At 41.0% G+C, this 18,855-nt stretch carries 20 protein-coding genes; 7 read left to right on the top strand and 13 right to left on the bottom strand.

The genetic code is table 11. The features are described from left to right. Positions 1 to 154: 154 nt before the first annotated feature. Positions 155 to 811, bottom strand: coding sequence for a tRNA (guanosine(46)-N7)-methyltransferase TrmB (gene trmB / locus DCO56_RS15390; protein WP_108634664.1), 657 nt, complete (start codon positions 809 to 811; stop codon positions 155 to 157). A 57-nt stretch (positions 812 to 868) separates the two neighbouring features. Here trmB and fcl point away from each other — a divergent pair, with 57 nt between their 5' ends. Continuing rightward, positions 869 to 1,807, top strand: coding sequence for a GDP-L-fucose synthase (gene fcl, locus DCO56_RS15385; protein ID WP_108634663.1), 939 nt, complete (start codon positions 869 to 871; stop codon positions 1,805 to 1,807). Here the strand turns inward: fcl and DCO56_RS15380 are convergent. The 3 genes from DCO56_RS15380 to DCO56_RS15370 all read right to left on the bottom strand — a co-directional run bounded on the left by DCO56_RS15380 (position 1,804) and on the right by DCO56_RS15370 (position 3,117). Then, complete coding sequence (locus tag DCO56_RS15380) at positions 1,804 to 2,307, bottom strand: hypothetical protein (protein ID WP_108634662.1); 504 nt, start codon at positions 2,305 to 2,307, stop codon at positions 1,804 to 1,806. The two genes, fcl and DCO56_RS15380, sit on opposite strands and share 4 nt — an antisense overlap. Further along, positions 2,300 to 2,719 carry a hypothetical protein gene (locus DCO56_RS15375; protein ID WP_108634661.1) on the bottom strand — a complete coding sequence of 140 codons (420 nt, stop codon included), beginning with the start codon at positions 2,717 to 2,719 and terminating at the stop codon, positions 2,300 to 2,302. The genes DCO56_RS15380 and DCO56_RS15375 overlap by 8 nt, the downstream gene beginning before the upstream one ends. Before the next feature lie 128 nt (positions 2,720 to 2,847). Continuing rightward, a complete protein-coding gene (locus DCO56_RS15370) occupies positions 2,848 to 3,117 on the bottom strand; it encodes a YtxH domain-containing protein (RefSeq protein ID WP_104383581.1) in 270 nt (89 codons plus the stop codon). Between the two features lie 239 nt (positions 3,118 to 3,356). On the opposite strand from DCO56_RS15370, the gene DCO56_RS15365 reads away from it, so the two are divergent. Beyond that, positions 3,357 to 4,901, top strand: coding sequence for a YifB family Mg chelatase-like AAA ATPase (locus tag DCO56_RS15365; protein WP_108634660.1), 1,545 nt, complete (start codon positions 3,357 to 3,359; stop codon positions 4,899 to 4,901). Here DCO56_RS15365 and DCO56_RS15360 read toward each other — a convergent pair. From DCO56_RS15360 to rsfS, 4 genes are read right to left on the bottom strand one after another with little or no spacing between them, the layout of a single operon-like run. Then, positions 4,898 to 5,521, bottom strand: coding sequence for a rhomboid family intramembrane serine protease (locus DCO56_RS15360; protein ID WP_108634659.1), 624 nt, complete (start codon positions 5,519 to 5,521; stop codon positions 4,898 to 4,900). The two genes, DCO56_RS15365 and DCO56_RS15360, sit on opposite strands and share 4 nt — an antisense overlap. A gap of 2 nt (positions 5,522 to 5,523) precedes the next feature. Beyond that, positions 5,524 to 6,171: a LutC/YkgG family protein gene (locus tag DCO56_RS15355; protein ID WP_104383578.1), complete on the bottom strand. Its 648-nt coding sequence runs from the start codon at positions 6,169 to 6,171 to the stop codon at positions 5,524 to 5,526. 57 nt (positions 6,172 to 6,228) lie between these two features. Beyond that, the gene (ftsH, locus tag DCO56_RS15350) at positions 6,229 to 8,313 is read right to left on the bottom strand and encodes an ATP-dependent zinc metalloprotease FtsH (protein WP_108634658.1); all 2,085 of its coding nucleotides are present in this window, start codon (positions 8,311 to 8,313) and stop codon (positions 6,229 to 6,231) included. A gap of 48 nt (positions 8,314 to 8,361) precedes the next feature. Then, positions 8,362 to 8,736, bottom strand: a complete 375-nt coding sequence (gene rsfS / locus DCO56_RS15345) for a ribosome silencing factor (protein ID WP_077437259.1) — start codon at positions 8,734 to 8,736, stop codon at positions 8,362 to 8,364. A gap of 47 nt (positions 8,737 to 8,783) precedes the next feature. On the opposite strand from rsfS, the gene DCO56_RS15340 reads away from it, so the two are divergent. The 4 genes from DCO56_RS15340 (at position 8,784) to pfkA (ending at position 13,091) form a co-directional block, all read left to right on the top strand. Continuing rightward, entirely contained in the window at positions 8,784 to 9,554 is a 771-nt protein-coding gene (locus DCO56_RS15340) for a biotin--[acetyl-CoA-carboxylase] ligase (protein WP_245935845.1), read from the top strand. Positions 9,555 to 9,677: 123 nt separating this feature from the next. Then, complete coding sequence (locus DCO56_RS15335; protein ID WP_108634657.1) at positions 9,678 to 10,127, top strand: protein-disulfide reductase DsbD N-terminal domain-containing protein; 450 nt, start codon at positions 9,678 to 9,680, stop codon at positions 10,125 to 10,127. 86 nt (positions 10,128 to 10,213) lie between these two features. After that, complete coding sequence (locus DCO56_RS15330) at positions 10,214 to 11,920, top strand: protein-disulfide reductase DsbD family protein (protein WP_181390570.1); 1,707 nt, start codon at positions 10,214 to 10,216, stop codon at positions 11,918 to 11,920. A 196-nt stretch (positions 11,921 to 12,116) separates the two neighbouring features. After that, positions 12,117 to 13,091 carry a 6-phosphofructokinase gene (gene pfkA, locus DCO56_RS15325; RefSeq protein ID WP_108634656.1) on the top strand — a complete coding sequence of 325 codons (975 nt, stop codon included), beginning with the start codon at positions 12,117 to 12,119 and terminating at the stop codon, positions 13,089 to 13,091. 124 nt (positions 13,092 to 13,215) lie between these two features. Here the strand turns inward: pfkA and DCO56_RS15320 are convergent, their stop codons facing one another. The 5 genes from DCO56_RS15320 to DCO56_RS15300 all read right to left on the bottom strand — a co-directional run bounded on the left by DCO56_RS15320 (position 13,216) and on the right by DCO56_RS15300 (position 17,094). Then, positions 13,216 to 13,662 carry a hypothetical protein gene (locus tag DCO56_RS15320; protein ID WP_245935844.1) on the bottom strand — a complete coding sequence of 149 codons (447 nt, stop codon included), beginning with the start codon at positions 13,660 to 13,662 and terminating at the stop codon, positions 13,216 to 13,218. Positions 13,663 to 13,904: 242 nt separating this feature from the next. Continuing rightward, the gene (locus tag DCO56_RS15315; RefSeq protein ID WP_108634655.1) at positions 13,905 to 15,044 is read right to left on the bottom strand and encodes a TlpA disulfide reductase family protein; all 1,140 of its coding nucleotides are present in this window, start codon (positions 15,042 to 15,044) and stop codon (positions 13,905 to 13,907) included. Between the two features lie 74 nt (positions 15,045 to 15,118). Further along, positions 15,119 to 15,910, bottom strand: a complete 792-nt coding sequence (locus DCO56_RS15310) for a TPM domain-containing protein (protein WP_425444076.1) — start codon at positions 15,908 to 15,910, stop codon at positions 15,119 to 15,121. Between the two features lie 20 nt (positions 15,911 to 15,930). Next, on the bottom strand, positions 15,931 to 16,359 hold the full coding sequence (locus DCO56_RS15305; RefSeq protein ID WP_313533156.1) for a TPM domain-containing protein: 429 nt from the start codon (positions 16,357 to 16,359) through the stop codon (positions 15,931 to 15,933). A gap of 156 nt (positions 16,360 to 16,515) precedes the next feature. Further along, positions 16,516 to 17,094 carry a LemA family protein gene (locus DCO56_RS15300; RefSeq protein ID WP_108635100.1) on the bottom strand — a complete coding sequence of 193 codons (579 nt, stop codon included), beginning with the start codon at positions 17,092 to 17,094 and terminating at the stop codon, positions 16,516 to 16,518. Between the two features lie 167 nt (positions 17,095 to 17,261). Here DCO56_RS15300 and DCO56_RS15295 point away from each other — a divergent pair, with 167 nt between their 5' ends. Next, positions 17,262 to 18,806 (top strand): NAD(P)/FAD-dependent oxidoreductase, encoded by a 1,545-nt coding sequence (locus DCO56_RS15295; protein ID WP_108634653.1) that lies wholly within the window; start codon positions 17,262 to 17,264, stop codon positions 18,804 to 18,806. Positions 18,807 to 18,855 lie beyond the last annotated feature (49 nt).

Genomic DNA, 18,855 nt, shown 5'->3' with positions numbered 1-18,855 from the left:
AGCTACTTTTTGTTCATTTTTCTCTTTCATATGAGTCTTTTTCCAAAATAACCAACAAACAACACACAGATCTATCTCATAGACTTTTTAAACAAAAAAACTGTCCCAAATAAATTTGAGACAGCCTCTTGTTAGTATAATGAAAACTTTGATATTAGCGTTTCTCAAAGCTCCATTTCACATAGTTTATATTCTTATCGTCGGCCAGGTACTTTTTCTCATAGTACGTCTTGATTGATAAAACATTATCGACTAAGTCCGAGCGATACAAATCTGTTGTCTCTTTATATTTCTTCAAGTTTTGTAGCTCTATTTGCTCCAAGGTATAGGCATAGAAGCCATCATTATCTGTCTTTAAGTTCATCATCCCTTCTGGCTTCATGACAATCTTGTAACGGTCTAAAAATTTAGGACCTGTCAAGCGTTTCTTTTCGCGACTGTCCTGCGGCTGTGGATCCGGAAAGGTAATCCAAATTTCATCAATTTCATTTTCGGCAAAGTGCTCAAGAAGTGTCTCAATCTGAATCCGTAAAAATGCGACATTCTTGATACCATCTTCCAATGCAGTTTTTGCGCCACGCCAAATACGGTTGCCCTTAAAATCAATACCGATAAAGTTCTTATCCGGAAACATGCGCGCCAAGTTCACCGTATATTCCCCTTTACCACAGGCAAGTTCCAAAACAACCGGGTTTGCATTTCCAAATTGTTTCTCCGCCCATTTTCCTTTATATTCTTTGCCGGCATCGAGCTGGATGACATTCTCAAAAGTCGCTACTTCGGCAAATTTACGTAGTTTATCCTTTCCCATTTTTTAATTAATATCCCGCAAAAATAACCTTATATTTGCAGGAATCAATATCTTATCGTGGAAAAAAACGCTAAAATTTACGTAGCAGGCCATCGAGGAATGGTCGGATCAGCAATCTATCGCAAATTAACGGAACTGGGGTACAACAACATCGTGACCCGTACGTCTCAAGAACTTGATCTGCGCAATCAACAGGCGGTTGCTGATTTTTTCAACGAAGAGAAACCTGATTATGTCTTCTTGGCAGCGGCTAAAGTCGGTGGAATTATGGCGAATAACACCTATCGCGCGGACTTCATCTACGAAAATATGGCAATACAGAATAACGTCATTAAGTCCTCCTATGATAATGAAGTTACAAAATTGATGTTTTTAGGTTCGAGTTGCATTTATCCCAAAATGGCCCCACAGCCTTTAAAAGAGGATCTGTTATTGACAGGTACGCTTGAGCCCACCAATGAGCCTTACGCCATCGCCAAAATAGCTGGTATTAAAATGGTCGAAGCCTTTCGTGACCAATATGGCTGCAACTTTATATCAGTGATGCCAACCAACCTATATGGTATCAACGATAATTATCATCCGCAAAACTCGCATGTCTTACCGGCCCTGATCCGTAGATTTCATGAAGCTAAGGTAAACAACCTGGATGAGGTTGTTATCTGGGGCACCGGAACTCCCCTAAGGGAATTTCTTTTTTCAGATGATCTGGCTGATGCCTGTGTCTTCCTAATGAATAATTATAACGAAAAACAGTTTGTTAATATCGGTATTGGCGAAGATCTCAGCATAAAAGATCTTGCCGAGTTAATTAAAGAAGTTATCGGATATAAAGGCAGTATCTCATTCGATAGCAGTAAACCTGACGGAACACCACGCAAATTAATGGATGTATCTAAATTACATGCATTAGGCTGGAAACATAAAATCAATCTTCGCGAGGGAATTAAATTAGCTTATGCTGACTTCCTGAAAAAAGAGGAAACGGATTCTTAATAGGTCTCGCTATAGGAAGGAATACCATATTCGTTGACTTCATCCTTTAGCGGAACTTCTCCTTCAATTTGTGAGCCTTTCTTTTTCTTCTTTTTGGGACGGATAAAGTTAGTGAGCTTACTGATTAAACCACTGATTTTATCCTGATTGATCTGACCGACAGCCCGTTCAGACAACAACAGCATCAGCGCCTTTTTTAGTACGCCTGTGTTTTTCAGAAAAAGTCTGTTCATAATAAACGGAACACCTATACGCAGGGTTTTTGTCAGCCAATCCGAATCGGGATTATTGCTTTTCGCAAATAATTGTTGAACGATGTTTACTCCGGGAATATTATTTTTTAATGAATTGAAAAATCGGACCGGAGCTTCAATCTTATTGTTAAACAAGGTAAATTGTGCTTTCAAGTAAGCTTCCTGTTCGTTTTTAAGTTCTTTCAAACGAGCAATTTCTTCCTTAAGCTCTTGTAAATTGCGTATTTTCGTCTGCTTATTATTCATTTGTAGCCCCTTCTCTATCAAATTTTTCCTTTTTTTTCAAGTCTTCCTCTTCTTCCTCGATTTCATCATTCCATTTGGCCAAAAAGCGGCGGATAGAAAGATCCATAAACTTCGACTCCAAGGCGGGTTCAAAAATTCGTATGATCACGATAATCACCATAAAAATACCCGCTGTTGCCAAGAATCCCAATGAATAGCTTCCTAATAGTTCACCTAGCCAAAACCCCAATGCTAAACATAAAAAAAAGATAACAAACAAAGTAAAGATTAATTTGGTCGCATCTACTACTAAACTAGCAATCAGGCGCGATGAACGCTCGATTGTCTTCAATTTAACAAGCTTAAACTGGGAATCTACGTACTCCTTGGTTTTCTGGAAAGTACCACTAAGTGAAAATTTTTCTTCTTCCATTCATCTTAAATTTATGTAGGCTATCTCAAAAGTCCAATATCAACTTCTTTATTATCTAAATTCAGTCTTTTGAAATAGCCTATAATGCTATGTATTTCACCAAATCATCCCAAAGGACAACTTGCACTCTATGCATGCTCGATGATATCATCGTCTACAATCTCCTCGGCCTGATTTAATTTACCTTTTAAGGTGGAGACAATTTTTTCCTTAAATTCATTCAACTGATCGAATTGTTCTTCAGCTCTCTCACGAATAGCATCACTCAAATCGCTTAATGAATCATTGATCTTATCTCTTGTATCTGATCCTTTATCCGGAGCAAATAAAACTCCCAAAGCTGCACCCGCAGCAAGACCTGCCAACAACGCCAAAGCTACTTTACTTGTGTCATTCATTTCTTTTTCGTTTTAAAGTTCTAATTCTATTATACGATGAATCTAGTCTTCGATAATAATACAATTTATAAAGCAAATCGTTTGCCAAATACCGCATTTTATCCATTATTTACTAGAATCTATCCAATTACAATATAGTCATTTTCCAACAATTCCCTATCGATTTACAATAATTCGTCAAAGCATTATTATTTATAATTTAATATTTAGTATCTTTAAATCAACCGATTACAAAATTCATGTTGAACAAAACCTATTGTAGTGCCGTCTATGGAATTGAGGCGTGTACCATTACCGTTGAGGTCGTAGTTTCTACAGGACTACATTATTATATCGTCGGACTTCCTGACAATGCTGTCAAAGAAAGTCTCAGACGCATTGAAAGTGCCATTACTTCCTGTCAACTTCACATGCCACGGCAAAAAATTGTGGTCAACTTGGCACCAGCTGACATCAGGAAAGAAGGTTCCGGCTATGATTTATCTATCGCGGTCGGTATACTAGCCTCCTCCGGACAGTTAATAAGCAATCTGTTGGAACATTACCTGATCTTAGGCGAATTGTCTTTAGATGGCAGTATAAAACCCGTCAGAGGTGTCTTATCCATCGCCTTGCAAGCATTAAATGATGGATTTAAAGGAATCATACTTCCTCAGCAAAATGCGCTGGAAGCCGCCATCGTTACTGGAATTGATGTGATCGCTGTCGAAAACCTCAGCGATGTGGTCCAGTTTCTCAATAATTCGAAAAATATTGTTCCAACCAAAGTCGACATCCAATCCTTCTTTCACACCGAAACAAATAGATATGATGTTGACTTTTCGGATGTTCGTGGACAGGAAAATATTAAAAGAGCATTAGAAATAGCCGCCGCCGGAGGACATAATGTCATTTTAATAGGTCCACCGGGAGCGGGAAAGACCATGCTCGCGAAAAGGTTACCGACGATTCTACCGCCGCTTAATATAGCCGAGTCGCTGGAAACAACCAAAATTCATTCTGTTTCGGGGAATCTCAAAGCTAAAGATGCTCTACTGACGATTCGACCATTTCGAGCACCACATCATACCATCTCTGATGTCGCCATGGTCGGTGGTGGCTCTAATCCACAACCTGGAGAGATCTCCTTGTCGCATCACGGCGTACTATTTCTGGACGAGCTTCCCGAATTTAAACGAAGTGTCCTTGAAGTCATGAGACAGCCACTGGAATCCAGAAACATCAACATATCCCGGGCAAAATTATCCATCGATTATCCGGCCAGCTTTATGTTAATAGCCGCAATGAACCCTTGTCCCTGTGGGTACTTTAACCACCCCGAAAAGGAGTGTATCTGCGGCAGCAATACCGTTCAGCGGTATTTAAGTAAAATATCGGGTCCTTTGTTGGATCGCATCGATCTGCATGTAGAAGTCACACCAGTGCAATTTGAAGAATTGAGCGCCTCCCGTCCTATTGAAAACAGTCTGATGGTTCGTAATCGTGTCATTCAGACAAGAAAGATCCAGAAACAACGATTTGAATCCTATCCCGATATTCATTGTAATGCGCATATGAGCACAAAACTTACCCGGGCGATCTGTCAGATCGGTGAATCACAAAAGCAATTACTTAAAACAGCCATTGACCGCTTGAATCTTTCTGCACGGGCTTACGATCGAATATTAAAAGTAGCCCGTACTATTGCAGACATGGAAAATAGCCCTTCAATAGAAAATCATCATCTTGCGGAAGCTATTCAGTATAGGAATTTAGACAAAGAAACCTGGGGCGGGAAATTTTAAAACTGTGCTAAGCAATGTTTGATGACCCAGGGAAAACAGATGATCGTTAGAATCAATCCGGATAATGCGCCATAGAAATGCGCATCATGATTAATCCCGTCCTGAGCCTTTTTGGAGGCCCAGATGCAATACCCCAAAAACAGGAAAGCAAATAAATAGGCGGGCATTGGAATAATCATCATCACACCGATAGTCATCTTTGGATTAAAGAGGATGTAACTGAATAAAACAGCACAGATCGCTCCCGAAGCCCCCAAACTATAATAACCATAATTATTTTTCTGCTGAATAATGGTTGGAATGTCACTCAGCAGCAGACTGCCTAAATAGATAACAGCGAAGAGAAGATGTCCATAGACGCTTGCCTGTGCCAGCATCTGCTCCAACCCGAATGCGAAATAATAAAAAGTGATCATATTGAACAGCAGGTGCCCCCAGTCTTTATGGATAAAACCACTTGTCAGGATAGTGTACAAGCGTTTTTTGCGCGCGATACTATACGGATGGAGCATTAATTTACCATAAAGCTGCTCATGAGAAAAGGTATATATACTCGTTACAAGCGTAAAAAAGAAAATGACACTCGCTACGGGAGTTTGTTGTAAATAGTAAGTCAACATGGTTAGAAACGGTCTTCTAAAAGTAAAACATAGAGTTCTTTTGGGCCATGAGCACCCAAAACTAATCTTTTCTCAATATCAGCTGTTCGTGAAGGCCCTGTAATGGTTGAAATCATCGTCGGAATCTCCTGCCCATAACGTTTCTGCATATAAGCCAAGGCATCTTTCACATCCCATACCAATTGAGAGGCCTTTGCTACTACAATATGAATCGGCGGATAGATGCTCAGACGACGTCCGGAAGCATTTGCATTGCTCACCATAATACTGCCATTACGTGCTATCAATGCTTCACATGAGGTAATGCTCGCATTGGCAGACTCGAAGTCTTTCTCTGTTTTGAAAAATGGGAAACCATAAGGGCTCAACAGATTTTGGATCCCCTGTTCCCAGGCATAGATATTTTTTATATTATTGACCTCTGTCAATGTAATCAGATTCTCAATGAGGCCGATCTCACCATCACAATAAAGAAACTTGCCGCCAGCGGCTGTCAGTTCGCGAACAAAAACAAGATCAACCAACTCATCCTCTTCTTTGTAAAGGGGTGTTTCTTTGAAATTAGGATGTGGATTATCGTTCTTTTGAAGTAGTGCCTGACGTATGCGTTTTAACATTACCTCCTTCGCTGTCGCGTTCTTCACATTCATGGCTCAATAGCAATATAAATACAGCGCTAGAGTTTTTCTAGCGCTGTAAAATCTAAATTAGTTTAAACTACCTGACGGATTATTGTCCAATCGCTGATCATCTTTTGAAGATGCCTCCTCAGGGTGAACATCCAATGGTAAATCGGTCTGTGGTACACCGCCGCCGTCAGCCCCGTTGACAAACTCATCATAAGTTGTTTTGGTATCGAAAGGACGCTTACCTAATATCTCTTCAAGATCAGATTGGAAAAGAATCTCTTTTTCCAATAGTTTCTCCGCGATCTTAATCAACCCCTCACGTTTGTCCAACAAAAGTTGTTTTGTCCGCGCGTAGACGTCTGTAATCAGATTACGGACTTCAGCATCAATCAGCTCTGCCGTTTTGTCAGAGTATGGTTTTTGAAAAGAAGCCTCTGAGCTATCACGGAAAGACACATTTCCTACCTTATCATTCATACCATAAATGGCAATCATTGCATAAGAAAGTTGCGTGATACGCTCCAAATCATTCTGAGCTCCTGTGGAAATTCTCCCGAAAGTAATATCTTCTGCCACACGTCCGCCCATAGTCATACACAAACTATCAACCAGTTGTTCGGTTGTATATAAGAACTGTTCACGTGGAAGATATTGTGCATATCCCAACGCCGCTACTCCACGCGGAACAATAGACACTTTTACCAAAGGATCGGCATGTTCTAAAAACCAACCCGCAATGGCGTGCCCCGCCTCGTGATAAGCAACAATACGCTTTTCTTCGGGGGAAATGATTTTATTCTTTTTCTCAAGACCACCGATCACACGATCCACCGCATCCTGAAAATCCTGCATATCTATTTCAGATTTGTTTTTACGTGCAGCAATCAATGCAGCTTCATTACACACATTGGCGATCTCTGCTCCCGCAAAACCCGGTGTCTGTGCTGATAATTTTTTGGCATCCACTTCCGCTGACAACTTCAATGGTTTTAAATGCACTTTAAAAATATGCTCACGACCTATCAAATCTGGTTTGTCAATAGAAATCTGACGGTCGAAACGTCCTGGACGCAACAATGCTGTGTCCAATACATCGATACGGTTTGTCGCTGCTAAAATAATAACACCTGAATCCGTACCGAAACCATCCATTTCCACCAATAACTGGTTCAATGTATTTTCACGTTCGTCATTGCCACCCATCATAGAATTTTTCCCACGAGCACGACCGATTGCATCAATCTCATCAATGAAGATAATACAAGGGGCTTTCTCTTTGGCTTGTTTGAACAGGTCACGGACACGTGAAGCACCCACACCCACAAACATCTCTACGAAGTCTGAACCTGATAGGGAGAAGAAAGGCACCTGTGCTTCACCTGCAACAGCTTTTGCCAATAACGTTTTACCTGTTCCCGGAGGGCCTACAAGTAATGCTCCTTTCGGAATTTTACCCCCTAGGTTCGTGTACTTACGTGGATTTTTCAAGAAATCCACGATTTCCATAACCTCTTGTTTTGCTTCTTCTAAACCAGCGACATCATTAAAGGTAATGTTGATCTGCGATTCTTTATCAAATAATTGTGCTTTGGATTTGCCGATATTAAAGATCGCACCACCGCCACCACCAGCACCACCACCCATCCGGCGCATCAAGAAAATCCAGATCGCTGCCAATACCAACAATGGCAACATAAATGTCACAAACCAGCTCGCCCAAGGATTGGAACGGTCAGCATATTTCAATTGCACTTTAGGTGTTCCAGGAGCCAATTCAGCTTGTGATGCTGCTAATTTCTTCTCCAACACCTCTGCTGAGGCATCCTTAAAGACATATTGAGGTCCTGTTTCCTCTTGACCAGCAAGACTGGGAATAGGATCATTACTCTTGGTTACATCTTTAAAACTCGGGTTGTCTTTCCAGCCTTTTTTTAGATAGACTTCTACCTCTACAAGATCATTTTTCTTATATGCTTCCAGACGCTCAACGGCTCCGGTTTTTAACATGCGTGTTTCAAAATCACTATAGCTAATTTCCTTAGCCGGGTTTTCTCCAAAAACATATTGCAAGGCAAAAAAACCTAAAAACATGGCAATCATAAGCCACACAAAATTGAATTTCGGCGGTTTTGGGCTTACCTTACTACTTGGGATTTTTTTCATTATATCGTAATTATATTTTCTGTATAAACTATTGTACTGAGGCGGTTATTAGGCGCTTTGGAAATGCTGAATCTGTGCATCTCCCCACAAATCCTCAATTCCGTAATGTGCTCTCTTCTCGGTCTTAAAGATATGTACAACCACATCCACAAAATCCAAAATCAACCATTCTCCATTTGATTGTCCTTCTTTATATTGGGGTTCTTGACCAAAAGCTTTATAAACTTCCTCCTCTACACTCTTGGCAATAGCGTTAACCTGAATGTTCGAGTCGGCATGACAAATCACAAAATAATCAGAAACAGAACTGTGAAGATCTCTTAAATCCAAGCGAACAATCTCGTTTGCTTTCTTTTCCTGCATACCGTGAACGATAATTTCTGATAGACGTTGCGACAATTCTGAACTTTTATTTTTACTCATTAAAAAATATGATAGTTTTGACTTAATATTTATTTAATACTTTCAGTTTGCAAAATAACAATATTTCGGGACTTATCATCGGTCAAAATATAATATATCTTGACAAAGTTGCCTCTACAAACGATTATTTAAGAGAATTATTGTCAAATTTCAAGCCACTCGCAGAGGGTACTGCCATTTTAGCAGAAGATCAGTTTCAAGGAAAAGGACAACGCGGGAGTACCTGGGTCAGCGAACCCGGAAAAAATCTGACCACATCCATTCTTTTAAAACCTCATTTTTTATCCATAGAACAACAGTTTGCACTCTCCGCCTCTGTGGCTATCGCCGTCGTAAAGTGGCTTAAAAGCAAAACGAAGCTGCCTGTAACCGTAAAATGGCCCAATGACATTTATGTCGGCAGCAAAAAAATAGCAGGGATCCTTATTGAAAATAAGTTAAAGGGAAATAAAATTGATGCTTCTATTATCGGAATAGGCATAAACATCAATCAGGTCAATTTTGACACAGCGACAACAATTACTTCATTATCCACCCTTACGGACAGAGACGATTATGTCATTAAAGACCTGGCTGTCGAACTTTTCGCAAGTCTCCAAAAGGAATACAATACCCTTTATACCCAATCGTGGCGTTTCCAATTGGATTATTATAACGAGCTACTTTTCTGGAAAGGCGAGGAAAAACCATTTTTGGTCGCAGGGGAAAAAAAAATCGGGATCATCAAAGCCGTGGGGATCGATGGCCAACTGCAAGTGCTTATTGACAACAAACTGCATAAATTCAACATCAAGGAGATAAGCCATCTTATATCCTAATCTTTACACAAAATCCAGATAAACCATGTTAGAATATGCTAAATTTGTGAAGCGGATAAATTAAACCTTTATCAACTTTAGTTATCAAAGGTGTATAACGAACTGCAATAATTATTTAGGAAAATGAAAAAATTAGTATTGTTAATAACTGTGGTAATTTTCGCAGTTACCGGAGCCTTCGCTCAAATTCACAAACCTGTAAAATGGACTGTAGCCAGCAAAAAACTGAACAACAACGAAGCTGTTGTTTATGTCAAAGGAACAATCCAAAACGGATGGCACATCTATTCGCAGAATATTAAAGATGGCGGACCTATCCCAACTTCATTCAATTTTGCTAAAGCTGCTGACTACGCATTGGTAGGTAAAACCGCTGAGCCAAAACCAAAGGTAAAACACGAAGAGGTATTTAAAATGGATGTTGGTTATTTCACAAATGAGGTAATCTTTCAGCAAAAAGTAAAGTTAAATAAAGGTACTGCAACAGTAAAAGGCACCGTAGAATGGCAGGCTTGTGATGCATCACAATGTCTTCCCCCGGATGAATATGCTTTTGCTGTGACAATCAAATAGTAAAAATGATCATACACGGATAAAATAATAAGGCGATTCTCATCGCCTTTTTTTATTTTTGAAGCTGACATCAGAAACAGATACGCATGTTAAAAAACACATTTATTCTACTTTTAATTGCTTTTTTCAGTTTTCCACTTACAACGACAGCTTTTGCATTTCAACAAGACAGTCTAACGAGTACTGAAGGGCTTCAATTTGAATCTTCACCTGACACCACACCTGTGGTAGAGGCCGTACCAGACGATTTGGCTTTTTCAGAGGCCCCAGACACGACCCTCAGTCAGGATAGCAGCAAATTGGATAAGGCAACAACACATGTCTCTTCATCAAATTCAGATACAGGGAAAAAATCACTTTGGAGCATTTTTATTGCTGGATTAATCGGTGGTTTTGCCGCTCTTTTGATGCCGTGTATCTTCCCGATGCTTCCACTAACGGTCAGCTACTTCACCAAACAGTCGGGCACACGTGCAAGCGGCATTAGCAAAGCGCTCCTCTATGGCCTTTTTATTATTGTGATATACGTGGCTTTGGGCATGATTATCACAATTGCTTTTGGTTCGGACGCGCTGAATGCATTATCAACGAATGGCATATTTAATTTCCTATTTTTTCTTTTACTCGTTGTCTTTGCAGCTTCTTTTTTTGGGGCTTTCGAAATCACGCTACCAAGTTCTTTTGTCAATAAGATGGATGCCAAATCCGATAAAGGAGGCCTGATCGGACTCTTCTTTATGGCTTTCAGCCTTTCATTAGTATCCTTTTCCTGTACAGGTCCGATCATCGGCACTTTGCTCGTTGAAGCAGCATCAAAAGGCGAACGTTTAGGCCCAGCGGTTGGTATGCTGGGTTTTTCCATTGCTTTGGCGATCCCTTTCGGTCTGTTTGCTATGTTCCCTTCCATGCTAAAATCATTACCAAAATCTGGCGGATGGCTCAATTCGGTGAAGGTCGTTCTCGGATTTTTGGAACTCGCTTTGGCGCTAAAGTTTTTGTCCAACGTAGATCTGGCTTACCACTGGAATTGGCTTGATCGTGAAGTATTCCTTTCCTTGTGGATTGCCATATTCGGTCTGATGGGCTTATACCTAATCGGCAAGATCAAGTTTTCACATGATAGTGATCTGAAATTTCTATCTGTACCGAGAACGCTATTGGCAATCATTGTATTCTCTTTTGTTGTTTATATGGTCCCTGGTCTATGGGGCGCACCATTGAAATCCATTTCGGCTTTCTTACCACCTTCTGCAACACAGGACTTTGACCTTTCAGCTGGAGTAGCAAGTGCGCCAGCGCACAGCGATGGTAAAGTAAAGAAATACGCCGAAATCTTCCATGAACGCGGTACACCTAAAGGGTTTGACCCGTACTACGATTATGATCAAGCTCTGGAAGCTGCGAAAGAACTAAATAAACCTGTATTAATAGATTTCACAGGTTGGAACTGTGTGAATTGTCGAAAAATGGAAGCAAATGTATGGACAGATCCAGGTGTTGCCAAACTATTAAAAGAAGAATTTGTTATGGCGGAACTATTTGTGGATGATAAAACAGAATTACCGGCAAACGAACAATTTGTTTCTAAGTATAGCAGCAAGAAGATCAAAACGATTGGCAATAAAAATAGTGATTTTCAAGCATCTACTTTCAATAGCAACTCGCAACCATTATATGTCATTGTCGACGCTTCTGGGACAGTATTAGTGCCACAAACTGGCGCAAACTATAATATTGAACAATACAAAGCTTTTTTGCAAAGTGGTATTGATGCTTTTAAAGCAAAAAAATAAGCGGCCCAACCTTGGGCTGCTTAAATAGCTTGTTATAATTGTTGGCCCTATTATAAAGTTTACATGAAGTTTAATCTTCATTTAGATTAAATGCAGATCAGATGGCTATTATTTAATTGTTTTGAAGTGATTCATAACTTTTAATAACGGAAATATAATTGTATATAAACACAAAAATAGCTAAGTTTGAGTACGTATGAGTAACATTAAAAAAATTGCTGTTTTGACATCTGGAGGAGATGCTCCAGGAATGAATGCTGGTATTCGCGCTGTAGTAAGGGCGGGTATCTATAACAATCTTGAGGTATTTGGTGTACGCAGGGGTTATGATGGTTTGGTCAATGGTGAAATTTTTCCCATGGATGCCAAATCTGTGGCCAATATCATACAGCGTGGCGGTACTATCTTAAAAACTGCCCGCAGCGAAGCCTTCAAGACAATAGAAGGACGCAAACAAGCTTATGATAATTTACGCAGCCATGGAATTGACGCAATGGTTGTCATCGGAGGTGACGGAACATTTACTGGCGCATCAAAATTCATTGACGAGTTTGACTTTCCAATTATCGGTCTCCCAGGCACAATCGACAATGATTTGGCCGGAACAGACTTTACCATTGGCTATGATACAGCAATAAACACCGTTATTCAGGCTGTAGATAAGATCCGTGACACTGCAGAATCCCATGACCGTGTTTTTGTGATCGAAGTTATGGGACGTGACTCGGGCTTGATCGCCATCCGTTCTGGTATAAGCACCGGTGCGGAAGCTGTATTGGTTCCCGAATTTGAGGTGGATTACGATACAATCATGAAAAGGCTGGATAAAAGCCGGAAGAATAAATCTTCACGCATTATCATCGTTGCCGAAGGAGACAAAGAAGGTGGAATGGTCGTTTCGGAAAAAATAAAGGAAAATTTCCCGCATTACGATGTAAGGCTTTCTATTTTAGGCCACATCCAACGTGGTGGAAGCCCGACCTGTATGGACCGTGTATTGGCCAGTAGACTTGGCGTTGCTGCAGTAGAAGCACTCGTTGCAGGACGTAGAGGCGAAATGGCCGGGTTGATCTGCAGCGAAGTTAGATTCACACCTTTCAAGAGCGCGATTAAACATAACGTTAAACTTAACGAAGATCTACTTCGTATCATTGAAATACTTTCCTTGTAAGGACAGTGTTTTCCATCGGATATATAAAAGAAACGCGCATGAAATAAATATCATGCGCGTTTCTTTTATATCCCAAATTAGACAATACCACTATCTGACTAGCTTTTACATTCGTTTGAAATTGCTATTTCAGTAGCTTATTGAGATATTCTTCATTTACGGCAGGTAATTGAATCGCTTGTCCGGCCTTAGCCATTGAATCCGCAAAATGATTGGTATTTTGGATTGCCTGCTCATAGGCTTTGACAACCTGATCGGAGATATATAAAGACTTGGGATCTTTGATATCAACTTGATATTGATTGTCAGCTAAAGACACATGGTGATAGAAGCGATAGGCAGCTGCCTTCAACAGGCCTAGTTCTTTTTGTGACAGCTCATCTATCCGCGCATTTGGCGGTAATGTCACATCTATAAATTCCGTCCCCTTCGCCAGCGCGTCAATGGAATGATCCAAAGGGATTGCACTGAGCGCCTCAAGGTTTACCACTGGCACGCCATTTTCTTTCTTCGAATTACAGGCGACAGCAAAAATAGCCAAGACCATGACCAATATCAGTTTTTCTTTCATTTTATGCTATTCTGAGTACACTTCACTCTGTTCAATCTCCACGAACTCCTGAGTAAATGATTCGCCACACCAAGATTGGTCGGAACGAGTATTTTTTAAAGGTGAGTTCATCCTCCGGACAAAGATAGGTAAAAGATCAATAGCTGGCTTCTATAACAAAAAACACCTATTTAAAATCCATCAACAAAGATAAGATTTTAAGTAGGTGTTTTTGTATTTCAGTACCGGACTGAAAGAACAGTTTATTTCAATAGCTCTGCCAATTTAGCTTCCAAAGCTTCTCCTCTTAGATTTGAAGCGACGATTTTACCCGACGGATCAATTAAGAAGTTCTGTGGAATTCCACGTACTTCGTACAATTTCACGGGAGCAGATTTCCAGCCCTGTAAATCGGACACATGTGGCCATTGTTGCAAATTATCATCATGAATTGCTTTCATCCAAGCATCTTTTTTACCTGGATTGTCCAAGGAAACACCAAACACAGTAAAGCCTTTATCTTTAAATTTATTAAATGCGGCAACAACGTTCGGGTTCTCGTGACGACAAGGTCCACACCAGCTCGCCCAAAAATCCAACAATACATATTTTCCTCGAAGTGAAGATAAAGAGACATTATTACCTGTAGTATCCGGTAATGTAAAATCAGGAGCTACCGAACCTATGGCAACAGCTTTCAGTTTTTGGATGCGCTCGGACAATTCTTTACCTTTTTCAGAATTTTTTAATTCCGGAGACAGTTTCTCGAAAGAAGTTACATACTCGTTTACATTTTCGCCGCTTACGTTTTCGGAAAGCAAATCCAATGTATACCAGCTTTTTGGATTCTTATTGATAAATTCAGCATCAGCTTTCTCCATCTTTTCCGAGATCTCTCCAGCTTGCTTTTGCAGCCCCTCAATAAATTTGGGGTCTTGTTTCTGCGCATCCGAAGCCGCATAATATTGTTGGTTTAATGCTTCAAATCCATCTGCATAAGGCTTAACAAAAGCTTTGTATTGCGTAAAGTCATCATTGATCGCTGTACCTGTTATCACAGCATCTTTAAATCCTTTGGATGCATCTACTTTGATCACACCTTTGGACAAATACAACTGAGCCGTTTCAGGTTGCTTTTGTGCACCCCGGAGTTCGCCAAAGGAAAGCCCTTCTGCAGAATAAATCATCACACCTTTAGTTGGCGATGCTACCTGGCCGTTAAATTTAAACTCACCTTTGACCACAGCAGCTGAATCTAGCTGACGGGTACCATTATTGGCGTACTGCATAAATACTTTAGCCTTATCAGAAGCTGCATTCACTTTTCCTGTCACTGTATAGCTTTCTTGTGCCATCAATAAGGCTGGTAAAAAGCTTAAACCCATCAATATTCCCTTCTTCATAATTATATACTTCCCATAAATGTAAAAGATTTCCGTTGCATTGACATGCTATTTAACATTATTTAGCAAAGTTGTTACCATCGTCCCGAAGCACCGCCACCACCGAAATCACCGCCACCAAATCCACCAAACCCACCGCCGGATCCACCTCCAAATCCACCGCCACCACCTCGGTTACCTCCCCCAAGACCGTTAAGCAAAGTCCACCAGAAAATATCTGAAGAGCCACGGCCATTCATCACACGCCCGCCGCCTTTTCCTCCGCCACCGCGGTTTGAAAACATCACGACAAGAAATATCACGACAATAATGACAAATATGATGGATCCCGATCCACCGCCGCTAGGCTGTTTGGGATCAGCTTTATATTCGCCCTTGGCATAGGAAATCAGGGAATTCGTCGCTTTGTCAACTCCACTGTAATAATCTTTCTGGCGGAATGCCGGTTTGATATCATTCTCTATAATACGATAAGCAATCGCATCTGGTACCGCTCCTTCAATTCCATAGCCGGTCTGAATCGTAACAGCCCGGTCGCCCAATGCTGCCAGCAATAGAATACCGTTATTGTATTTTTTATTACCGACACCCCACTTCTTCGCCAGACGGACAGCGTAATCTGAAATATCATATCCTCCGGTGGAGTTCATCATAACCACAGCGATCTGTGTAGATGTAGAATCTTCAAATGCCAGCAGCTTTTGCTCCAATTGCTGCTTTTGACTCGAAGTCAGCGTATTAGTGTAATCATTAACAAGTCTATTCGGTGCCTCCGGAAAATCCTGACCTATTGCTGTCATGAACGTCAGCGCCCAAAGCAACATCAGCATGACCGGAATCCGAACCCGGTAAAATAATTTCGACATAAGTTTTATTTTTTTATTGACTAGCGATCACCAAAAACAATGTCATTTGGCAATTCATTAATATCGTCATGTTCACGGGGAAAGAATTTCGCTAACTGTTTGCCTGCATGTTCAATCCCTTTCACCAGTCCCTCCACAATTCTATCCATACGGAATTCCTCGACCATTAGATCTTTAGTGCAATTCCAAAAGTCGATTTCTACGCGTTGATCGATCCCTTTATCACCAATGATGGAAAATTTATGATCTTCCAATGCAATATAAATAAGAACCCCATTCTTCAGCACAGTTTTATGCATGCCTAATTTGGAAAAATAGTATGTTGCACGGTCATGAACTTCATCTGGGCAGTGATTTTCTATCACAACACGAATTTCTCCTGACGTCTCGTTTTCAGCCAGATTAATGGCGTGAACGACTCTTTCTTGCTCTTCTGCGTTTAAAGCCATAATATATTTTCATTTATGTTCACATTAAGAGTTCGACCTTCGGCCCAAACGGAATACAAACATCTAACATAAAGCATTTTGTATAAAAAAAATGGATGAAGGGCCATACGCAAGCCGCATCATCCATCATTTCGTCCATTTCTAACAAAGATGTTATTAAAATGATACGGTAGGGGCCTTATCTGAACCAGGGGCAGCAGTAAATGTACCTTTGGCTTTAAAGCCGAACATGCCCGCCATTAAATTATTCGGAAAGCTGCGTACAGTCGTATTGAATTGCTGTACGGCTTCATTATAAGATCTACGTTCCGTCGAAATACGGTTTTCCGTACCTTCCAATTGCGCTTGCAATTCCAAAAAGTTTTGATTTGCCTTTAAGTCCGGGTAAGCCTCTACCGAAGCTAGCAGACGACTCAAAGAACCACTGAACTGATCTTGTACTTTCTGGAATTTAGCAATATTCTCCTCCGATAAATCATCCGCATTGATGGTAACCGACGTTGCCTTAGCGCGCGCTTCAACCACGGCAGTTAATGTGCTTTCTTCATGTTTCGCGGCACCTTTTACAGTGTTCACTAAGTTCGGCACCAAATCTGCACGACGTTGGTAAGCATTTTCAACCTGTGCCCATTTCCCTTTGACATTCTCATCTTGAGAAACCATCGTATTGTAACCACATGAGTTTAATGATACTAATGCAAATAAACCGCATAGGGCTACTAAAAATCTTTTCATTTTCATTGTTAAAAGAATTAAATACTATTCAAATTATATGGATACACTATCAAAGCATATACCAAGCTCCTACTAAGATAAGAATATTTTTATTTCCAAATCGGCAAACAACCAATATTCCGTAACTTTGTGGCGGTTTTGGGATAAAAACCCAGCCCTTTTATCTTATGCAAAAAGAAATTGAAATTGCTATCCTTCCCGAAAAAATCGAAGATGAGCAATATATTCTACAAGAAGGTGTAAAAGCATTGCACCTAAAACCACAACAGGTCAAAGGATTTAAAATTCGTAAACGTTCTATTGACGCCCGCAGCAGACAGGTGGTTTATAGGGCACGGGTCATTTATTACATCGACGAATTCCCTTTGCCTGAGCTATATGAAAATCATTTTAAATCTGTCCGGACAGGAAAGCCGGTTATTATCGTTGGCGCAGGCCCTGCAGGTTTATTCGCCGCGATCCGCTGTATTGAGCGAGGTCTCAAACCAATTGTCATTGAGAGAGGCAAAAAGGTACAGGACCGAAGACGCGATCTTGCGAAGCTAAACCGCGAGGGCACTGTGAACCCCGAATCTAACTACTGTTTCGGAGAAGGTGGCGCGGGGACCTATTCAGATGGGAAACTTTATACCCGCTCCAATAAAAGAGGTGACGTTGACAAAGTCCTTAAGCTTTTTGTGTCCCATGGAGCCACAACGGACATTTTAGTGAATGCCCGCCCCCACATCGGCACCAACAAGCTCCCGCATATTATTGAAGCGATGCGGGAGAGTGTGATCGAATTTGGAGGTGAGTTTCTTTTCGATCAACGTGTAGATGATATATTGGAATCCTTTGGTCAGGTCCGTGGGGTAAAATTAGCCAGTGGAGAAGAAATCAAAGCCGATCATGTGATTGTAGCCACGGGCCACTCCGCGCGTGATATTTTCGAACTATTTCATCGCAATAATTGGTTGATTGAAGCAAAAGCCTTTGCGTTGGGCGTCCGCATCGAACATCCACAGGCTATTATTGATCAGGCGCAATACCATTGTCAGGCCAGAAGTGAGCATTTACCACCAGCCTATTATAGTCTGGTCGAGCAAGTTAATGATCGCGGTGTCTTTTCATTTTGTATGTGTCCGGGTGGCGTTATTGCCCCCTGTGCAACTGACCATAACGAAATCGTCGTCAACGGCTGGTCTCCATCCAAACGGAATAATCCACATGCCAATTCAGGTACCGTCATCCAGATCAACCTCGATGATGTACCTAATACCCTGAATGATCCCTTTGCTCTGCTTGATTTTCAAAAGCAGATCGAACGCAGGGCCTTCGAAGTTGGCGGAGGAAACCTTGTTGCTCCTGCACAGCGGATGGTTGACTTTGTTGAAGGACGAGTATCTATGGATCTACCGGAAAATTCGTATAAACCCGGAACTTCTTCGGCAGACTTACGAGAGGTTTTGCCAACTTTTGTACATGAAGCGCTTCGGGGTGCCCTCCCAATATTTGGTAAAAAGATGAAAGGCTATTATACGAACGAAGCTATTCTGGTCGGTGTAGAATCGAGGACATCTTCGCCTATACGTATCCCGCGAAATAAAGAAAACCTGCAACACCCTCAGGTCAAAGGACTTTACCCTTGTGGGGAGGGAGCCGGCTATGCCGGCGGCATTATTTCAGCCGCGATAGACGGGATTAATTGTGTCGACGCTATTGATTTAAGTTAAGATTTTTTATTTTTTCTCTTGCAGAATAAGAAGAAATGCCTTACTTTTG

It is taken from the genome of Sphingobacterium athyrii (genome assembly GCF_003071065.1).
GTDB classification, from domain to species: Bacteria; Bacteroidota; Bacteroidia; order Sphingobacteriales; family Sphingobacteriaceae; genus Sphingobacterium; species Sphingobacterium athyrii.
Note: the sequence above shows the minus strand (reverse complement) of the source record. Positions and strands in the feature narration are given on the sequence as shown.

Excerpts from the sequence above, each read along its gene's own strand:
- rsfS (WP_077437259.1), bottom strand. The coding sequence starts at position 8,736 with ATGAGTAAAAATAAAAGTTCAGAATTGTCGCAACGTCTATCAGAAATT.
- ftsH (WP_108634658.1), bottom strand. The coding sequence starts at position 8,313 with ATGAAAAAAATCCCAAGTAGTAAGGTAAGCCCAAAACCGCCGAAATTC.
- pfkA (WP_108634656.1), top strand. The coding sequence starts at position 12,117 with ATGAGTAACATTAAAAAAATTGCTGTTTTGACATCTGGAGGAGATGCT.
- DCO56_RS15370 (WP_104383581.1), bottom strand. The coding sequence starts at position 3,117 with ATGAATGACACAAGTAAAGTAGCTTTGGCGTTGTTGGCAGGTCTTGCT.
- DCO56_RS15330 (WP_181390570.1), top strand. The coding sequence starts at position 10,214 with ATGTTAAAAAACACATTTATTCTACTTTTAATTGCTTTTTTCAGTTTT.
- DCO56_RS15300 (WP_108635100.1), bottom strand. The coding sequence starts at position 17,094 with ATGAAAAGATTTTTAGTAGCCCTATGCGGTTTATTTGCATTAGTATCA.
- DCO56_RS15335 (WP_108634657.1), top strand. The coding sequence starts at position 9,678 with ATGAAAAAATTAGTATTGTTAATAACTGTGGTAATTTTCGCAGTTACC.
- DCO56_RS15295 (WP_108634653.1), top strand. The coding sequence starts at position 17,262 with ATGCAAAAAGAAATTGAAATTGCTATCCTTCCCGAAAAAATCGAAGAT.
- DCO56_RS15375 (WP_108634661.1), bottom strand. The coding sequence starts at position 2,719 with ATGGAAGAAGAAAAATTTTCACTTAGTGGTACTTTCCAGAAAACCAAG.
- DCO56_RS15380 (WP_108634662.1), bottom strand. The coding sequence starts at position 2,307 with ATGAATAATAAGCAGACGAAAATACGCAATTTACAAGAGCTTAAGGAA.
- trmB (WP_108634664.1), bottom strand. The coding sequence starts at position 811 with ATGGGAAAGGATAAACTACGTAAATTTGCCGAAGTAGCGACTTTTGAG.
- DCO56_RS15355 (WP_104383578.1), bottom strand. The coding sequence starts at position 6,171 with ATGAATGTGAAGAACGCGACAGCGAAGGAGGTAATGTTAAAACGCATA.
- DCO56_RS15310 (WP_425444076.1), bottom strand. The coding sequence starts at position 15,910 with ATGTCGAAATTATTTTACCGGGTTCGGATTCCGGTCATGCTGATGTTG.
- DCO56_RS15315 (WP_108634655.1), bottom strand. The coding sequence starts at position 15,044 with ATGAAGAAGGGAATATTGATGGGTTTAAGCTTTTTACCAGCCTTATTG.
- DCO56_RS15360 (WP_108634659.1), bottom strand. The coding sequence starts at position 5,521 with ATGTTGACTTACTATTTACAACAAACTCCCGTAGCGAGTGTCATTTTC.
- DCO56_RS15305 (WP_313533156.1), bottom strand. The coding sequence starts at position 16,359 with ATGGCTTTAAACGCAGAAGAGCAAGAAAGAGTCGTTCACGCCATTAAT.
- DCO56_RS15365 (WP_108634660.1), top strand. The coding sequence starts at position 3,357 with ATGTTGAACAAAACCTATTGTAGTGCCGTCTATGGAATTGAGGCGTGT.
- DCO56_RS15320 (WP_245935844.1), bottom strand. The coding sequence starts at position 13,662 with ATGAAAGAAAAACTGATATTGGTCATGGTCTTGGCTATTTTTGCTGTC.